The sequence below is a fragment of the Limibacterium fermenti genome, assembly GCF_041902845.1.
Lineage (GTDB): Bacteria > Bacteroidota > Bacteroidia > Bacteroidales > Dysgonomonadaceae > Limibacterium > Limibacterium fermenti.
Genome location: NZ_CP159486.1, coordinates 1034026 through 1052791 on the forward strand (window position 1 = coordinate 1034026; position 18766 = coordinate 1052791).

General features: G+C 44.3%; 13 protein-coding genes. All 13 read left to right on the forward strand.

What is annotated here, in order from left to right; translation table 11 throughout:
* The first annotated feature begins 132 nt into the window (after positions 1 to 132).
* The 13 genes from ABNK31_RS04690 (at position 133) to ABNK31_RS04750 (ending at position 18194) form a co-directional block, all read left to right on the forward strand.
* On the forward strand, positions 133 to 705 hold the full coding sequence (locus tag ABNK31_RS04690; protein WP_418894554.1) for a DUF3575 domain-containing protein: 573 nt from the start codon (positions 133 to 135) through the stop codon (positions 703 to 705).
* Between the two features lie 12 nt (positions 706 to 717).
* Positions 718 to 2034 carry a hypothetical protein gene (locus ABNK31_RS04695; RefSeq protein WP_418894555.1) on the forward strand — a complete coding sequence of 439 codons (1317 nt, stop codon included), beginning with the start codon at positions 718 to 720 and terminating at the stop codon, positions 2032 to 2034.
* Positions 2031 to 2939 (forward strand): hypothetical protein, encoded by a 909-nt coding sequence (locus ABNK31_RS04700; RefSeq protein WP_418894556.1) that lies wholly within the window; start codon positions 2031 to 2033, stop codon positions 2937 to 2939. The genes ABNK31_RS04695 and ABNK31_RS04700 overlap by 4 nt, the downstream gene beginning before the upstream one ends.
* A gap of 28 nt (positions 2940 to 2967) precedes the next feature.
* A complete protein-coding gene (locus ABNK31_RS04705) occupies positions 2968 to 6063 on the forward strand; it encodes a fimbrillin family protein (protein WP_418894557.1) in 3096 nt (1031 codons plus the stop codon).
* Positions 6064 to 6084: 21 nt separating this feature from the next.
* On the forward strand, positions 6085 to 7194 hold the full coding sequence (locus tag ABNK31_RS04710; RefSeq protein ID WP_418894558.1) for a fimbrillin family protein: 1110 nt from the start codon (positions 6085 to 6087) through the stop codon (positions 7192 to 7194).
* A gap of 17 nt (positions 7195 to 7211) precedes the next feature.
* Complete coding sequence (locus tag ABNK31_RS04715; protein WP_418894559.1) at positions 7212 to 9431, forward strand: fimbrillin family protein; 2220 nt, start codon at positions 7212 to 7214, stop codon at positions 9429 to 9431.
* Between the two features lie 17 nt (positions 9432 to 9448).
* Complete coding sequence (locus ABNK31_RS04720; RefSeq protein WP_418894560.1) at positions 9449 to 11458, forward strand: hypothetical protein; 2010 nt, start codon at positions 9449 to 9451, stop codon at positions 11456 to 11458.
* Between the two features lie 7 nt (positions 11459 to 11465).
* A complete protein-coding gene (locus tag ABNK31_RS04725; protein ID WP_418894561.1) occupies positions 11466 to 12680 on the forward strand; it encodes a fimbrillin family protein in 1215 nt (404 codons plus the stop codon).
* Between the two features lie 123 nt (positions 12681 to 12803).
* On the forward strand, positions 12804 to 14054 hold the full coding sequence (locus tag ABNK31_RS04730; RefSeq protein WP_418894562.1) for a hypothetical protein: 1251 nt from the start codon (positions 12804 to 12806) through the stop codon (positions 14052 to 14054).
* Positions 14055 to 14666: 612 nt separating this feature from the next.
* Positions 14667 to 15980, forward strand: coding sequence for an ATP-binding protein (locus ABNK31_RS04735; protein WP_418894563.1), 1314 nt, complete (start codon positions 14667 to 14669; stop codon positions 15978 to 15980).
* Positions 15981 to 16035: 55 nt separating this feature from the next.
* Positions 16036 to 16317 (forward strand): helix-turn-helix transcriptional regulator, encoded by a 282-nt coding sequence (locus ABNK31_RS04740; protein ID WP_418894564.1) that lies wholly within the window; start codon positions 16036 to 16038, stop codon positions 16315 to 16317.
* Positions 16318 to 16464: 147 nt separating this feature from the next.
* The gene (locus ABNK31_RS04745) at positions 16465 to 17283 is read left to right on the forward strand and encodes a type IV toxin-antitoxin system AbiEi family antitoxin domain-containing protein (RefSeq protein WP_418894565.1); all 819 of its coding nucleotides are present in this window, start codon (positions 16465 to 16467) and stop codon (positions 17281 to 17283) included.
* A complete protein-coding gene (locus ABNK31_RS04750; RefSeq protein ID WP_418894566.1) occupies positions 17283 to 18194 on the forward strand; it encodes a nucleotidyl transferase AbiEii/AbiGii toxin family protein in 912 nt (303 codons plus the stop codon). The genes ABNK31_RS04745 and ABNK31_RS04750 overlap by 1 nt, the downstream gene beginning before the upstream one ends.
* Positions 18195 to 18766 lie beyond the last annotated feature (572 nt).

The window sequence follows — 18766 nt, forward strand, 5'->3', positions numbered from 1 at the left end:
CCGATATGATAAGAAGATAATTAAAGTGCTTTAGCGGAACTCGAATAAGGTGTTAAAGGTTTTTTATATCATCCAATTGGCAGAATTTGAAATATTTAGATAGAACAAAGATAATTTTATTTACAGATAAACATGAGTAAATCAAAAATACTAATTATGGTGTTTGCGCTGCTGTGTATTAGTAGCGCTTCGGCTCAAAAGGTCGGACTTAAAACAAATGTAATAGCCGATGCCACCACTTCGATGAATTTGGCGTTGGAAATCGGAACCGCTCCCAAGAATACGCTGGATTTCTATGTCAGTTACAACCCGTGGGAGCTGGGAGGAAACAAACTTTTAAAGCACTTATATATACAACCGGAATATCGATTCTGGTTTTGTGAGAAGTTTGCTGGTTCTTTTTTAGGAGTCCATTTGCATGGCGGCATTTTTAATCTTTCAGGGATAAAATTGCCGTTTGATTTGTATCAAGGATTGCGGAACCACCGTTATGAAGGGAATTTCATTGGTGGCGGAGTTTCGTATGGATACCAATGGGTGTTGGGGCGTCATTGGAATTTGGAAGCGAATATCGGGGCCGGGTATGCTTACCTTAATTATGACAAGTACCAATGTGGTAGCTGTGGTAAGCGCCTCGAGAAAGATAAGGACAAACACTATTTTGGTCCTACAAAAGCAGCGGTAAGTCTTGTGTATATATTTTAAAAATTAGAATTGATGAAAAATATATTTATAGTGGGTTTTTTCTTGTTATTTGCAAGCTATTTACAAGGACAAACCATCTCCGATAAAGATGTTCGTGCAGAAAATGTATCGATGCAAGTATCAAAAGATGATGCTTTGCATGTCGAAATGAATTTAATTTTGCCGGAAGATATGAAGCTTGAGTCAAACCGGGCTATAACCTTTACGCCGATTATACGAAAAGGGAATAACGAAGTATTGCTTGCTCCCGTAACTGTTTATGGGCGGAAGAGATATATTGTATCAAAACGTAACGGACTGATACCTCCGGACGAAGACAGAGTGTATCGTCATACCAACAATAAGGAGCAAGTAATTCATTATGCAGCTTCCATATCCTCACAAGCTTGGATGGATGGAGCAGACGTTATACTCCAAAAGGATATTTGCGGATGTGGCAACCATTCTCAAGAAATTACATATATGCCATTGACCGGTATAGAATTGCCCGACAAGCTTCCCAGCATCCTTTACCTGGCTCCAAAACCGGAAGTCATAAAGCGGCGTGTTCTCAAGGGACAAGCTTATATCGATTTTCCATTGAACGAAACGGTTATTTATCCTGATTTTCATAGAAATGCCATCGAACTTGCTAAAATAGACAGTACGTTAAGAGGGTTTGAAATCAGCGAAATACAGTCTATAGCACTGCATGGATACGCGTCACCCGAGGGAACCTATAAACATAATGCTTTCCTTGCGCAAGGGCGTACACAAGCTTTGAAGGATTATATTATCCGTAAATTCGGAATTTCCAAGTCGATTATCGAAACAAATTCTACTCCTGAAGATTGGGATGGATTCATAAAATTAGCGGAGATTTCACAAATAAAAGACCGCGAACGTATTCTTGAGATAGCCAGAAAAGATATCGATCCGGATGCAAAGGAAGCCGAACTGAAACGTTTGACCGAAGCCTATCAGTATATAAAAATCCATTGGTTGCCGATACTGCGACATACCGATTATGAAATTGAATATCATTTGCCTTATTATACACCCGAAGAGGCTCGTAAGGTGGTCAAGGATAATCCTTCACAGTTAAGCCTTCGAGAGATGTATGATGCTGCATTATTAGCAGGCAAGGGTTCCGAGGAATATTATCAATTGATTGAAACCGCTGTCCTTGTATATCCGGACAGCCCCGAGGCTAATTTAAATGCCGCCGCTGCTTCGTTGGAACGTGGAAATATAGAAGCTGCTGAAAAATATATGGAGAAAGCAGATATGTCGACCCCGGAAGCGAAAAACAATATGAAATACATCAATATTTTGAAAGAAAAGCAATGATGAAAAATATCTGTAAAATAACATGTGCGGTTCTGCTTTTACTTTTTACATCATCTTGTATAAAGTCGGACTATAATGCGGAAAACTGCCCGGGACTGTACACCATTACACCTTTGGTTCCTGAAGAATTAAAACAAGGAAGCAGGGAAGTCTTGACGAATGCGAATACTTCTATTTTATATCCGGATAAATTGTGGCGTAAAACCGAAGTTGGGCCCGACAAGATGTTGGAATTAACCAAAGGAGATTATCAAGCTGTTTCCCTGAAAGGGGAGAATGAAAATGTCGGATTGAGCGGAACGGTGGTTACGTTGACATCCGATGAGACGGGTCTGATTAACGATCCAAGCGATTTTGTCGGCGGATACATCGATTTTAATGTCGAGGGAGGATTGGTCGACTGGGGCATCATCAACTACGACCTGCCTACGTATGTGCAAACCCGCCCATTGGTCATCAAAGTGAAAACGGCAGGTAATAATGCCGCTTTGGTTAGCGCTATTACCGCTACCGTAGACGGCATCACCCTTTCGCGCGACCTCAAGGATGCATTCGTGGAAGGTGGCCCGCAAGACCGATATGCGGCATTGAAGCGTGGCTATGTAACTTATACGTTAGGAGAAAAAGATACCGACGGATACTATACCGGTGCACGCCGGTTGTTGGGATTGGATGCTAACGTGAAGCAAAATTTGGCGCTGACGGTTCACTATCAGGGCGGTGAAGAAAATAACAGAGTGCTGAATTTCGATATAACCTCCGACTTGAGTGGTTTCCATACCAAAGATATTTTAAAACCTTGGGTGATCAGGATAACCCTTTCGGCAGGAGCTGATTTCTCTGCCACCATCCAAGATTGGGCTGCCGGTCCGGAAGAGTGGATCGATGCAACACCTATTCAATGAGTAAATAGAAAACAATAATATATATTATATGAAAACATCTTTTTTCAAATTTATCTTTTTAAGTACCCTGATAGCTCTAGCGGCTATCGGTTGTACGAATGATGAAATACATTCGGGAACGGACGACGGCAAAGTTGCTGCGCGTATTTCCGCCGATGTACAGCAAACCAGAGCCACGAACGCTATTTGGAATGAGAATGACGCCATTGGGGTAGCCATGATTAATCCTAAAACATCGGGTGTCATCGATCCGTATCGTAATTATGGGTACACGACTTCCGGTGACGGACAGTTTTCCCCTATCGATGCCGGGCATATCATTTATTTCCCGACAAATGATGAGGAAGTGACATTCCGGTCGTACTATCCTTATAAAAAGGATTTGTCCCCGGAATTAGTGATTCCTGTATCCACCAAAGATCAAACGGCCTTAGCGGATATCGACCTGATGACGGCAGAACATCTTTCGGGAACTTCCACAAAAGATCCGAATGTGAAACTGCATTTCCACCATCGCCTTGCCAAGGTGGTCGTTAATCTGTCTGCCGATGGCCCGCGAGAGTCGATTCTCAATGGAGCTAAATTGGTGATGAAAGGATTGAAGACCGACGCAACCTATAACTTGTTGTACGAAGAATTAAAAGTCAACGATGCTTCAGGGGCGGATGTAAGTATTCCCGTGAGCAGCGCGAAAAGCGAAGCGATTGTATTACCGAGAGCGGCCGGCGCAGGAGTGAGTTTTGAAATCACGACGCCTGACGGAGGTAAATATACCGCCGCTATGGGCAGCGACCTTGAATTGAAAGCGGGGTATGTTCATACCTTTAATATCCGTTTGAAATCTCCTGCCGAAATCAGCGCAACCATCGAGCCGTGGACTGAAGGCCCCACGCGTCGTTATGACGTTATCCGTGTAGTGACCGGATTGGAAGAAACCAAAGGCTTTGCTACCGGCAATGTATTGGATCTGTTTCTGAAAGACGGTAACGCAACCGATTTCAGTCTCTTGAATAAGTTTACTTATAATGGAACCCTATGGACACCTGATGCTCCCGTATATTGGGAAAGCATTGCCGGCGACCCGGTTACGTTCCGCGGAGCCACCGTAATAGACAAGGCGTTGAACAGTACTCAAATGGATGATATCCTTATCTCTAAAGATGTCGATGTAAAAGCTTACACCGGGGTGAACCTCGAGATGGAACACGCCGGCTCGAAGGTGACCATTCAATTGCAATCTTCCGACGGAACCTATACGGCAACCGATCTGAAAAACGCGACGGTGGTTCTTCCCGATTATCTCAACGCCGGTTCTTATAACGATAAAGGAGAATTTGTTCCGGGAACTACCCGAGGCAATATCACGCCCGAAAATAATGTGGCTGTTTTCCCGCCGCAAACCATCGCGAACGGAAATATTGCAAACGTGGTTATCAAGGGGCGTACGTATGATGTGCCTGTCCCTGCGGAAGGACTTGAATATATAGCGGGTACCGCTTATAAAATTATCCTCGATATAAAAGGTTCCGGTATTCTTATCAGTACGACGATTATTGACTGGGTGCCGGGTGCCGATATTAGCAAAACCGTGCAGATCGGAACAGCAGGGCCTGTAAGCAACAGCGGCGACTTAAGGAACGGAGATCAGTTGTATCTTTATACGGACGGCACGGCTGTGTCGGGACATTTTAAGTATACCGGCGGAAATTGGAATTACAGTGAATCTACTCCGCTGCATTGGGAAAGCATCGCGAATACCGGTAAGATTTATGCTTCCATTACCCGTCCGGAGGTGAACGCAACTCCCGGCCATAATCAATCGAAAGATTATATCACGGCTGAACCTGCCGTCAACCATGGCGGTAAGGACAATACCGTATTGAGCCTTAATCTGCACCACCGCGTAGCGAAAGTGAACGTGAAGCTGACATCCAGTTTCTACACGGATGAGCAACTCAACGCAGCGATCGTGTCCCTGCCGGGTCACACCATCGGAGGCGCGGTTGTGAACGGAGTGTATAACACCGACGGATCTTCGACCGGTACGATTACGGTAGGGCCTCTCAGCAATACGGAGGCTTCGGCTTACCTGCAACCGCAAATCATCACGAGCGGCGCTACCGTAGCCGTTGTGAAACTTCCCACTGCCGGTAACCGCGAGTATCCCGTCATTCACACGGCAAACGTGGAATACAAGGCAGGGCATTATACCAATTTGACCATCAACATCGAACCTTCCGATTTGAAAGTATCGGTCAATGTGGCCGACTGGGGAAAGATAGAGCATAATTTTGCGCTCTCTTTCCACTCGACAGACGCCTCGGCGAGCGGGTTTGAGGATGACGACCTGATCAAGTTCTATAAACTAAATGGAAACAATGTGGCCGGCAATACAAAATATAAATATACCGGTAATGCCGCAAGCGGATCGCTTGCTCCCGAAACGGGCGCTCCAACGTGGTTTAGGGATGATTTCCAGACCGGTGACAGGATTACCGCCGTATTCCCCGCTGATAAGTTTAATTTGGAATCAGGAAATACGTTTGATTGGACCGCCGAGGATGGAACAGCATCTACCGTCACCAACGCACGGTTGGATGATATCCTGGTGGCCGCTCCCGATGCGAATAACGGAGTTATAAAAGACGGTAGCGCGAACGTTTCGCTGCATTTCAAGCACGTTCTTAGCAAGGTAACCGTGAACTTGTTCAACGGCGACGGTTTTACGAAGAATGACCTGAGCGGCAGCACTATCAAGCTTCTGAATTTTATATTAAAGGGAACGGTGAATGTTGCGGACGGAAAAGCTACGGCTACCGGCACACCGGTTTCATTCGCTCCTACAGGAACGGCTCCGAATACGGTTAGCGGGTTGGGCGAGGCTGTTTCAAGCTATGAGGCGTTTATTTTCCCTCAAAAAATAGGTAAGGTAGGTAGTAAAACAGCTCTTGTGGAAGTGACATTGAACGAACAAAAATATAATGCTGAGATCGAGCTTTATTATGATTTCAAGGCGGGTGAAAACCACGTGTTCAATATCACCCTGAAGAAGACCGGCCTGGTATTCAGCGCTACGGTTGCTCCCTGGGAAAACGGGACAGGCGGAAGTATCATTATACGGTAAACCGATAAAAGTTTTTGAACAATGATAAAAAAGTATATAAATATAATGATAGGCGCATTTGCACTACTATCCTTATCCGGCTGCAGCAATGAGGTTGCAGTCCCGGATGAGGGAGAGCCGGCGCCCATCGCTTTCAGTGCGAATCTCCCGGCGCCCGGCACAGAGAGTAGCTCCACAACTCGTGCGGCATCTTTTACCAATGGGGATAAAGTCGCCATTGTGGCGGCGAACGCCTCTTTGGAATTGCCGGTAGCTACGGATTGGAGAGCCGGTAATCTCTATATGAATCATGTTACGGGAACGGTGGGAAGCGAGACATGGGTGCACGGGTATGCCGAATACCCGATTGCATTAGCGGCTAATCCTGCTTCGCCGGACAATAAGTGGTATTGGCATTTTGAGCCGAATAAGTATTTGAGTTTCCTTGCGTATAGTCCTGTCGCCGGCGGAAGTGATTCACGCGTGAGTCGCCCGGGGTCGGGGACGAACCTGGAAATAGGACATGGCGATGAAAATAAATTTTTTCCCGATTTATTGTACACGGGAACAATCGGGAATTATAATAAATCGCGTGTTTCCGTTTTGTTGAATTTCAAACACGCTTTGGCGCGATTGGCCGTGAATGTGGTAGTGACGGATAAAGATGGCAAAGAGCTTCCAAAGGGTGAGCATCCGGTCAATCAGTTGAAAATCTCTTCACTGGCGGTTAAAACCAAAACGGACGGAGGTGTTTTTGATCTTGTGAATTCAAAATGGACGTTGGGGTCTCCTTCAACTGAACTATCCGCTTATTCCCTTACCCCAAATACCGCGTTACCATATTCAAATACGGAAACTTCCGAATGGTATTTATTGCCGGCTACGGAGGGCGTAAATACGGTAGAACGTATCAGCATCGACTTTAAAGTGAAGGAAAACAACACCGGAGAAGAAATTGGAGGGACTTACGCATTGAATGAATTCAAGCAAATCGACGGATTTTCGCCGGTGAAGCTCGAAATGGGTAAAACCACGGTGCTGACGATTAAGATTGTGTACACGGGTATTCCCGATCCTGATCCGGAAATTATTCTGGAAGGGCAGTTGTTTGAGTGGGATTACAAAGGAAAAAGCACCGTCACCATTGAATAAAAGAAAGGAACGAAAATATGTTGAAACAAATATATAAATATATGGCGGCATGGCTGCTTTTGGGATGGATCATTTCCTGCTCCCCCGAGCCGATTGCCGAACAGCCGCTGGCCGAGGGCGATGTGCCCGTCGAGCTGAATGGGGTACTTACCCGTGCATTGGGCTATGCGGGTGACCTCGGGGACGGAAAGTTGATTACCAGTGGTTATCCGCTTGAAGCGTACCGTACAGCCGGGGTTAAGTTCCAACTTACGGCTCGTACGACCGATGTCCCTCCGAAAACGTATTTCACCAATCATGAGATAACGATTGGTGCTAAGAACACAACCGACGAGGGAAGAAATAAGCTGGACGGCGCTGTATATTATCCGCTGGGTAAAAAAGATATCAATCTGTTTTCCCATACCGGAGGACAGGCGGATGCAAGCGGGAACATCACTCTAACCGCCGGTACGGCAGTCGCGAATGACATCTTATTCGGTAAAGGATCGGATGTTAATGGAAATTGGACGGTGGGTGGTACTCCCGGTGGGGCTTTGGTAGCGGGTAATTCAGAAAACCCGATTAAATACATCACCTATAAACACCTGATGACCCGGGTGGATGTGAAGATTGAAGTGGATCAAGACGCAAGTACTGGAGTGCAGCCAACAATTCCGACAAGTATAGCTATGAAATTCTCCCGTACAGCCGGACAGATTGTGGACAGAGGTACCTATAATATATTTACCGGAGGAAATGAATACGGGAATGCGGTAAGCGCCGCAAACGCCGATTTTTCATTCTCGGGTATAACAACTTCTCCAAAAACGTATTATTTGGTACCGAACGGTACGAATCTGACAACTTACACAGGGCAAATATTATCTGAGTTGAAGATCAATGATTATACGGCATCGGCTGATGACCTGAAAGCGTTTAAATTCTCTCAGGCTGATAAAGGAGGGACAAAAGTTGATTTTAAATTGAAACCCGGCCTTGCTTACGACCTTACCTTTGTGATCAAGCGGTTGAAGATAACAGAGATAAAACTGACACTCAAGGATTGGACTCCGAGAGGAGGATCTACCGAATGGGGATACGTACCGAAACCGTTAACGCTCTCTTCGGGCACCGGCAGCGACTATACTTTCAATGATAATACAAAGATCACGAAGTTGGTGCTGAAATACAAGCATACCGATAACCAGGTGTATCAGTATATCGGCCAGGGAACATGGGATAATACCGGCAGTAAAAATCAGATTGATTTTGTAACGCTGCCTGCCGATCTTTCTACGGCAGGAACCCTTACCGCCGACCTCTATACAAACGACGGATTGCTGGCGGAGGAAGTATCCATTGAGTCTTCGGGTACCGATCTTAAAGTTCTCAATCTGGGAAAATACGGCACGAAGAAGAACGGCGATGTTTATGAGATATCCACGCCGTTGCAATTCGCGCTGTTTATCAACGATGCAAGTAAGGGACAGAATCTCAAATATAAACTTGTCCATTCGATCGATTTGAACAATACTTCCGTTAAGCTTCAACCAAAAGATTTCCCGTCGGGTGCGGTATTTGACGGCAACGGGCAGGATATCCTTCATCTGAATCTCGACGGTAACGGGTTGTTTACGGTAAATAACGGTATGTTGAAGAACTTCCGCATCGCTTCGGGCTTGATAACAGGTTCCGGCACGGATGCCATAGGATCTATCGCCCAAACCAACAACGGAACCATAGAGGCGGTGGTGAACGATGCGAATATCCAACCGGCCTCCGGACAACTCATCGCGGGAGGTATCGTAGGAATTAACGGTGCCGGCGGAACAATCCTGGCGGCCGTGAACACAGGCAATGTCCTCGGAGGAACAACGGTGGGCGGTATTGCAGGTCAGAATAATAATTCCGGGGTAGGTGCTGTCAAGGCCACCCTGAATGTGGGGATGTTGAATAAATCCGCCACGAATTTGGGCGGTATTATCGGAAACTCGGTCGATGGAACTGCTGCATCTATTGTAAATACCAGCTTCTGGCTGGCCGGTACGGCAAGGGAAGCCCAGGGCGTCAGCAACGAAGTCGCGATTGGAAATAGCCCTGCTAACGGCGCGGATGATAAAAGCGCCGATTTAGCGGCATCGGTTATCCGAAGCACACGTGTGATAGGTGATTTAAATACAGCCGCTTCTACGTGGACGTTCGGATTAGACACCAAGAAATCTTCCTGGCCGATAGCGATAACGACACAGCCATAATATAAAATTGAAATTGTATGAAGAAAACAATGAAATATATCACATATCTGTGCGCGGCATTACTTGCCGTGGCGCTTTATAGTTGTGCGGATGATAATTTGGAGCCGAAGCCGGCGGATAAGGACGGCACGCTGCTCAATCTGTATATAGGCGATATCGCACAACCGGCCACCCGCTTGGCGGAGCTTGATCGGGATCAGATAAGCCAAAATCATCTCGGTAAACAAGATATCAGCCTGTATATCTATTATCAGGACGATTACGATAAGGATGACCTTACCAAACCGTATGTGCGTAATTTGAAATGCACGGTGGGGAGTGACGGAAAAATAGCGCCGGCCAATCCTTCGGAAGGAAGCGGTATTTATATTTACGACCGGATGACCATCGTGGCGTTTTATCCGTACAACGCCGCTGCGAATGATTATACGTTTAAAACGAAGAATGATGAGAAGAAATATCCGATCACAGAAGGAAATTATTCGAACCAGTTTTATATCCCTTACCGGGCGGAGGCAAACGTGAACCCCACCAACGCATTTTTTGTGAATCTGGTGCTCTATCCCGTACAGACCACCAAGATACAGGTGGTGTTGACGACGTCTCATCTCGATTTGTTTCCGGGCGCGACCACTCAAACCGACGGCGTGGTGAAACTGGTAACGAGCATAGACCCTAAGGATGCGACATCCGGCGATAAACGTGAAAATTGGGTGGATGTGATCGAACAGAATTACGGGAGTGCACCTGACCCTGCAACGAGCGGGCAGTATGTGCAGCGTTTCAGCGCCTATATTTGGCGGAATGACGATGCGAACGATCCGCATCACGGCAGCAATAAGAATCATAACGACAATACCATCAAAAAGGGAGAAGTCCTGCTGCAGAGCGATAAGCTGACCTTGTTCTTCCCCGAAGATGTGGCCATTCACGAAGGGCGTGTGTACCGTTACGGATATAATATCGATACCGGTGAGCTGTTTATTCCTACTTCGGATAATCTGATATACGATGCCGCAACATTGAAGGCGGCAGGCGGAGGCGGTTATCAGGTAACCGATATCGATCTTAAAGACGTTGCAAATTGGACGCCGGTAAACCTGTCGGGAACGTACGACGGCGGAGGGCATAAAGTGAAAGGCCTGAAAATTGAACAGAGCGGCTTGACCGGTGACCAAAATATAGGCCTCTTCGGCAGCGCTTCGGGAAACTCCCTGATCAAAAACCTCGAACTGGAATCGCCGGTTATCAATATCGACTTCTCCGCGGCCGGCGCCAACGATGTGCTGAAAGTAGGCGCTTTGGTGGGACAGCTCAATAAAGCGCTCACAGATAAAGAAATAAAAAATCTATTAGCGGCTGAATTAGCCTACTATAATGGTTTAGGCTTGCCTCAATCGGTTATCGACGCGCTTGTAGCCGACAGGGTGAAAGAATTTACCGGCGGCGTCAGCGCTATAGAAGGCAGTAAAGTTTCATCTCCCGCCATTACGGTGAAAGGGAACAATGTGATTGTTGGGGGACTTGCCGGAGAAGTAGGCGACGATGCTATCTACAAGGGCGCGGTAAAAGATTCGTATGTGTCGGGCGGAACAATTTCCGTGAATGCAACCGAAGCAGATAAGGCTCTATACACAAATGTGCAGGCAGGCGCTTTCGCCGGTTTGCTGGCAAGCGGGTTGATAACGGACAGTTATACCACCGCCACTGCGGTAGCGTATGTAAAAGACGGAACGGTAGTGCCAGCCGCGTCGAAGGAAGTGGCGAAAGGCTTTGCCAATGTAGCGGCTCCGGCTCCCGGAACTACCACAACGATAACGGATAGTTATACAAAAGCACGTAAGAACGGAGATGATGCAAATGTGAAACAATTCGATGTGCAATGGCCTGCATGGACCTCATATAGCGGAGAGTGGCCGGTTGCCAACAGCTCTCTGACTACTTATTGGGGCAGCGTGGGAAGTTCTCCTTCCACGTATCCGGCATTGATATGGGAAACTCGTTTGGATGTGGATGTAAAAAAATAATTCGATTATGAAGATAAGAACATTGATATATGCTTTGATGGCATTGGGAGTTGCGGCTTCTATCACGTCGTGCCGGAACGATATCACCGATCCGGTGACAACCGATCAGGAGGCGCAGCTAACGCTCCTTCCGACCGTGGCGGAGAGAAATGAAGAGGTAGTCGTTACCCGCGCTGCCGGCAGCAACCCGTTTTTCGAGGACGGCGATAAGATCACCGTCAAGATCACCACGAGCAGGACGGACGCAACCGCAAACAATTATACGTATACGTACGGAAGCGGCACATTTACTGGCGGCTTCTATTTTCCTCCCGATAATACTTATATTAAAACGCTGGATGCCCTTTGGCCGGCCGAAGGCTCTCAGGGAAGGCTTCAAATAGTAACCGACCAGCGCAAGTATGAAGATTACCGGCAGGCCGACAGGTTGAAGGCTACGGCCAATACCTACAATATCATGCCGACCGCCGAGCCGGTGCCCCTGGTGTTCCATCATGAGCACAGTAACATCACGTTCCGTCTGGCAGGGCAGAACGCCAACGGATTGATCATTAAGTCGCTGCTGCTTGAATTGAAAGCGAACATCGATGAAGATGCAAACAACACGCTGGAAGATGCCGCTTTCTGGGCCTACAGCGGTGATGGTACCGAGGGCGTGGGCAAAGGAGCGTTGAACGCGAAAATGATATTGCCGAAAGGTGTCCAATTCGGCCCTAGAATACAAGATGATGGGCGGACAAAGATCGGTTTGGTCAAAGTGGGCGCAGAAAACGACACCCGGAAAGATTATACGGGAGTCATCTATATTCCCAACAAGACAAATATTGTATTGCAGGAAAATACCGATTACCTGGTAACGCTTACTCCCGAAGGCTACGACCTCCTCGCCAACATCACCATTGCCGGTTTTACACAAGAAGAAGGCCGGGTAGCCGTGCCGTTCCAACTGCCTGTATTCAATGGCACATCCAGCAGATACGATATAAGCACTATTGCCCAGTTGATCACCATCTCCTGGTTGCTGGAAAGCGATCTGAACGGACAGAAACAATCGGTCTGGGCCGCTCGTACATTTGATATTGTAAGCCCGATACAAGTATCTGCCAAGGTTAAAGCGGAAGGATATCTGAAAGCGGAGGTCTTGATACGCCATAAAGTAAAATTCACCAATACCGATAACGCGACTTATTATTCGGACAATACTAAAGTATTCGAAAATTAGATTTGAGATTTTATACATATAAGAATATATGAGACAAGCATAAAGGTCAAACTTTCACACAAAGGCATAAGTAAAAATGTCTTGTGTCTTGATTCTTGGCTCTTGTATCTAAATAGCAAACATATGAAACATATGAATTATATTTATGTAGTATGCCTGGCTTTGGCGTTGAGCCTCGCCGGATGTAATAACACGGACGACCCCGGCATCGGCGACGATATGCAGCAGATAGACGGCATTGCATTGGGGTTGGGCGCGGTGGAAACTTCAGCACAAGCGACTACCCGGGCTGTTGTCGAGAAAATCACTTATGTCGTGAATACGGCTGATGACCCGACCTACACACACGGGAACAATTTTATTACAGCCAGAGGCTCTTGGAAGTTGGATTTCCATTTATTTAATGGAAAAAACGCATCAAGCCAAGTCGACGGAACACAATATGACGCAGGATCATTTGACGCGGGAGTATATTCCGGCGGCAGTTGGAAACCGAATTCTGATAAACAGCTCTATTTCCCCAACTATTTCCGCCCCCATGTAGAAGCGTGGCTTTATCCCGTTACAAAGGATGCGACTGTGGCAGTGGATCAGTCTGATGCGACTAAATTGCTCGCCCAGGATCAGTTGTACAGGCCTAAAAACCCCGCGTTACCTACTATTGCCAAAAAATTGACGGTAGAGTTGCAACACCAACGGGCGATGATTAATTTCAAGTTCGGGGATATTGTCCGGAGCGATATTGATCAAAGTACTGTAAAGGTCGTGATAAATGGAGTGACGTATACGCCTTACAACGTAAGGGCAACCGGAGCCCTGGAGTTTCTGCTTATCCTGCCGGAGAATACGACGCCTACTACGCCAAGTAATATTTTTGTTGCGTACAGTACGAACGGAAATGATCTTCAACGGCCAATTAACTATAAGCATGAGGTAAAGATAACCGGAGCCGGCACGTCCGGTACATTGGGCAGCAACAATTGTTACTGCTTCACCTTGTCGGGCAAAGCGCTTGCAATATCGCCCGTGACCATCGTGAACTGGACTACCGGCGAACCGGTGTCGGGAGAATACGTGGCCGTTACGGCTTATCCGACCTTTAAGGGGCCGGCCAATAGAACGTATTACTTCTATTATGATAATAAGTTGACAGTGGATGGAACGTTAAACGGTACTCCGAAATTGCAGGAAATTAATTTCAATAATGATGGGGAATGTACTATCAAGCCTGACGGGCGGATTATTACCCATATATTCAAAACTTCTGATCCCTCAGAACAAGATTGGACTACATACAAGTTAGCTTCTCCTATCATATTAGGAGGAGGAACTACGCAGAAAATGTATATCGATCTGACAAAAGTTATCAAATAAATAGAAAACTAAACTTTCACTATTCTTACCGGGGATGTTGCGTAAAGCGGCATTCCCGGTAATATTTTCTGTATTTTATCTTCATCAAACGTCCTTACTTATCGTAACAGGCGAAGCTTCCGTCAACGATATCATTCGATAAATTCACTCTTGCTTTTGAAGGCATCTCTCGGGGTGAATGCGGGGGTACTCGTACGTATCTCTTGCTGTGCAGCATAATCAAGCTTCACAAACTGCACCTGAAAGGATAATCCCGTTTCTTTCCAACGGAATTCGGATTCGTACCGCGGTAGACAACGACTTATTGGTACGGCAAAACATGTACTTACCATTATTTCTCCTATTATAGATATCACGTACTCGGTTGCTAGCCGTGCAGAATTACAGCCTTTGTGTCCACATGACGGTTTGCTGGTTGAATGGAACAATGTGCAGTTGTCAAGAATTCCTTGAAAACTGTTTTTAAATAATAAATAACAGAAGTAAAACCGGAAAAAAACAGTTTGAGATGCAAAAAGTGTATTGATTTGCATAAAGTCGTAGGGTAAAAGTGTATATTTGCACATAAAGTAGCGGGGTGAGAATGTAAAGTAGAAAGAAATAACCAAATATATGAGAAGAATAGCATTAAGTTTCTTACAGAAATGGAAACAAAGAAATACACGAAAACCTCTTATTATAAGAGGTGCTCGTCAAGTTGGTAAAACTTGGTTGATGAAAGAATTTGCCAAAACCGAATATGAAAATTTCGCCTATGTCAATTTTGAAGACAATCAGCAGCTAAAAACATTGTTTTTAAATGATTTCGATATACCACGTATTTTATTGGCTATACAGATCGCGACAGGAATAAAGCCGGAGCCAAACAAAACGCTAATTATATTTGATGAAATTCAAGAAGCTGAGAGAGCTTTAACCTCATTGAAATATTTTAGAGAAAATGCTCCCGAGTACCATATTATAGCAGCAGGTTCATTACTGGGAATCGCGTTACATGAGAATACATCTTTTCCGGTAGGTAAAGTTGAATTCTTAGATTTATATCCTCTAAGTTTTACCGAATTTTTAGAAGCATTGGGAGAACACGATTTGAACAATTTGATCCAGACTCAACAGTGGGTAATGATAAACGCCTTTAAAACAAAGTATATAGAGCTATTGAAGCAATATTACTATGTGGGGGGAATGCCCGAAGTTGTTTCAAGCTATGCAATGAATCAGGATTTTAGCGAAATACGGCAAATTCAGCAGCACATCCTTAATTCATACGAACAGGATTTCTCAAAACATGCTCCTGCAGATGTTGTTCCACGCATCCGTATGGTTTGGAATTCCGTACCTGCACAATTATCGAAAGAAAATCGTAAATTTATCTATGGCTTGATAAAACAAGGAGCCAGAGCCAAAGAATTTGAATTAGCTTTAGCTTGGTTAACGGATTGTGGTTTAATACATAAAATCAATAGAATATCTAAACCGGCCTTACCTTTGAAGGCGTATGAAGATATGGGTGCATTTAAACTATATCTGCTTGATATAGGCTTGCTGGGAGCGATGGCAAATCTTGACGTGAAGACCTTGCTTGATGGTAATCTGATTTTTAGCGAGTTCAAAGGAGCTTTGACCGAACAATATGTTTTGCAACAATTGGTTACAGATGCGGAAATCTCAATCTTCTATTGGTCATCAGAAAAATCGAATGGAGAAATAGATTTACTTATACAGTACAAAAATGAGATTGTTCCGATAGAAGTAAAAGCAGCCGAAAACCTTCAGGCAAAAAGCTTACGGGCTTTTGCCGAAAAGAATAAATCCAAAATGGCGATACGAACTTCCATGTCAGATTTCAGAGAAGAAACATGGTTGACTAATTTACCTCTATATGTGATCAATGAATTGACAGGCTATTTAGAATCAAAAAACTAATCAACCATGAAGCGTATGATGAGTATTCTAAGGTTATCTGAAATGTCTAAAGGCATTGGACGCTGCCTTACAAATAGAGGATCTCTTTGGGTATCGTGCGTTGAATTACGAAAAACTGAAGGGTGATAAATTGGGGGTGCCTTACACGGCATTTAATGAAGTGCTGAATGGAAAACGTCCGGTTTCTGCCGATCTGGCATTGCTTTTGGAGGCATCTCTCGGGGTGAATGCGGGGGTACTCGTACGTATGCAAACGGATTATAACCTGCAACGGGCAAGTCAGGATAAAACACTGGCTAAACGATTAGAACAAATTCGTAAAGTCGCCTGCCTTTAACCTGCGTCGTTCGGTTCTATGCCTTTGGCAAGAGTGATAATTCCTCGGTAACTGAATTTTTATATGGTTTCTTTGTTTATAATTGTAGTTATATTTATATCGAAAATATGATTATGGTTACAATTTTAAACTTATAAATTTGCCTGTTTGAATAAAAGAATTTATTTTTGCGCTGTATTTTATATTCAAAATATGGTTAAGGAAACGAAAATAAACTACTCTAAATTGGGGAAAATGGTGCAAGAATATCCTAAAGGACTTGTATTGCTCTCCTCTTGGCTTGTTTCGGAAGGATATTCCTATGAACTGCAACAGCAATATAGGAAAAGCGGTTGGTTGAGGTCTATTGGCAAAGGAGCGATGTTGAAGTCAGGCGATCCTCTTTTATTATCGGGGGCTCTTTTAGCATTGCAATTTCAGGCTAAAATAAATATCCATTATGGAGGTCGCTCTGCATTAGAGTTACAGGGATCTTCTCATTATCTGCAACTTACTTCGCAGGAGGTGACATTATTTGCTCTCGGTCGAACAAAATTACCGCCTTGGTTTACAGATAATAAATGGGATGAGGAGTATAACGTATTCAAATTATCTCTCTTCAAAAATGATGCTATTGGATTAGTCGATTACCAAAGTGCGGAATTAGGAATGAAAATATCAAGTCCTGCACGAGCAATGATCGAGTGTTTGTCGTTATGCCCAAATGAATTCTCATTGACAGAAGCTTATGAGCTAATGGAGGGGTTATCAACTTTACGGCCTAAATCGGTACAGGAAATATTGGAAGAATGTAAATCTATAAAAGCAAAGAGGCTTTTTCTCTATTTTGCGGAGCGTGCCGGGCATAGCTGGTTCAAATACATAGACCAAACAACAATAGATATTGGTTCTGGAAACAGAAGCCTTGTGGATAATGGCGTATTAGTGGCAAAATATAAATTAGTTTTACCTGAAGAATTGGCATAATGAAAGAATTATATAAAAAACAAATATCTTTCTTATTGGATATATTGCCGGAAGTCGCAAAAGAGGATGTGTTTGCTCTTCATGGAGGTACAGCAATAAATCTGTTTTACTTGAATATGCCTCGCTTGTCGGTTGATATAGATCTTACCTATGTTCCGGTTAGTGAAAATCGAGATTTGGATTTACAGAATATTCGTTCAGCTCTTGAAAGAATAAAAGAACGGTTGAGAAGACAGATACCAGCCATCCGTTTTTCGGATCCTATTAGAGCAGAAGAAGAACTAAAGCTTATCTGCACGATACCGGATGCAATAGTTAAAATAGAAGTAAACCAAATCAATCGTGGAATAATTGCCGCAACAGAGACCGTTGTACTCTGTGACAAAGCGCAAGAAACTTTCGATAAGTTTTGTGAAGTAAGAACAGTCTCTCCGAAACAGCTATGGGGCGGGAAGATTAATGCGGCATTGGACAGGCAGCATCCTCGTGATCTGTTTGATGTGAAAAATCTAATGGATGAAATCGGTTTTACAACAGATATAAAGGAAGGTTTTCTGTTTTTTCTTTTATGTGGTAAACGCCCAATACATGAATTGTTAAGACCTCATCTTGTAGATCAATCGGCGGTGTTTAAAAGTCAGTTCGAAGGAATGACAGATTATACATTCGGCTATGAGGAGTATGCAAATACGAGGGAAATTCTGATTAAAACAATCAATGATTCGCTAACAAAAGAGGACAAAGAATTCTTATTAGCGTTTTCTAAAGGGGAGCCGGATTGGACAACGGTTGATTACGGTAAATTCCCGGCTATAAGATGGAAGTTGTTGAATATTCGTAAATTGAAAGAAGCTAATCCTCAGAAGTATGAAGCACAAGTCAATGCTCTTAAACAAACTGTATCTTTTTAAGACAAATAAGCTTTGACAATGCGCCCCAATGATTCTAATTCGGGTTCAGTCAAATTTAAACAGATTCTAAAATGCACTTTTTATGAACCCGGGGCGTCGCTTTGAACGACATTTAAGGGGTAAAGAATAAAAAGTGCATTTCTTATCCCCACGAAAAAGAGCGAAAACCGTTATGTATAAAGAGTTTTAGAGCAAATAGGATGTGCATACCGTGAAAAATGAATTGTACATTTTATGTGGATTGAATGGTGATTATGGATGTAAAACGGGTGCTGAAAGGCACCTTTTTTTGTATCCGGGTGATAAAATGGCTAAATAACTGATTGTAAAAAGCATTTAAGGCCTTTTTAATGGGATTTAAAAGACATAATACCAAAATATCGTATGTTGGATAAACAAGACTTGAAAAATACGACAGGCGAACAAACAGGCGAACAACAGGCGAACAAAATCTGCTTTTTGGAAGCGCGAGTTACCCCCCCATAATCCAAAAAAACAACCAAAAAACAGCCTTTTTTGCGCGAGTTATACCCTTTATTCTATATGGTGTTTTGTGATTGGTTTGCATTATA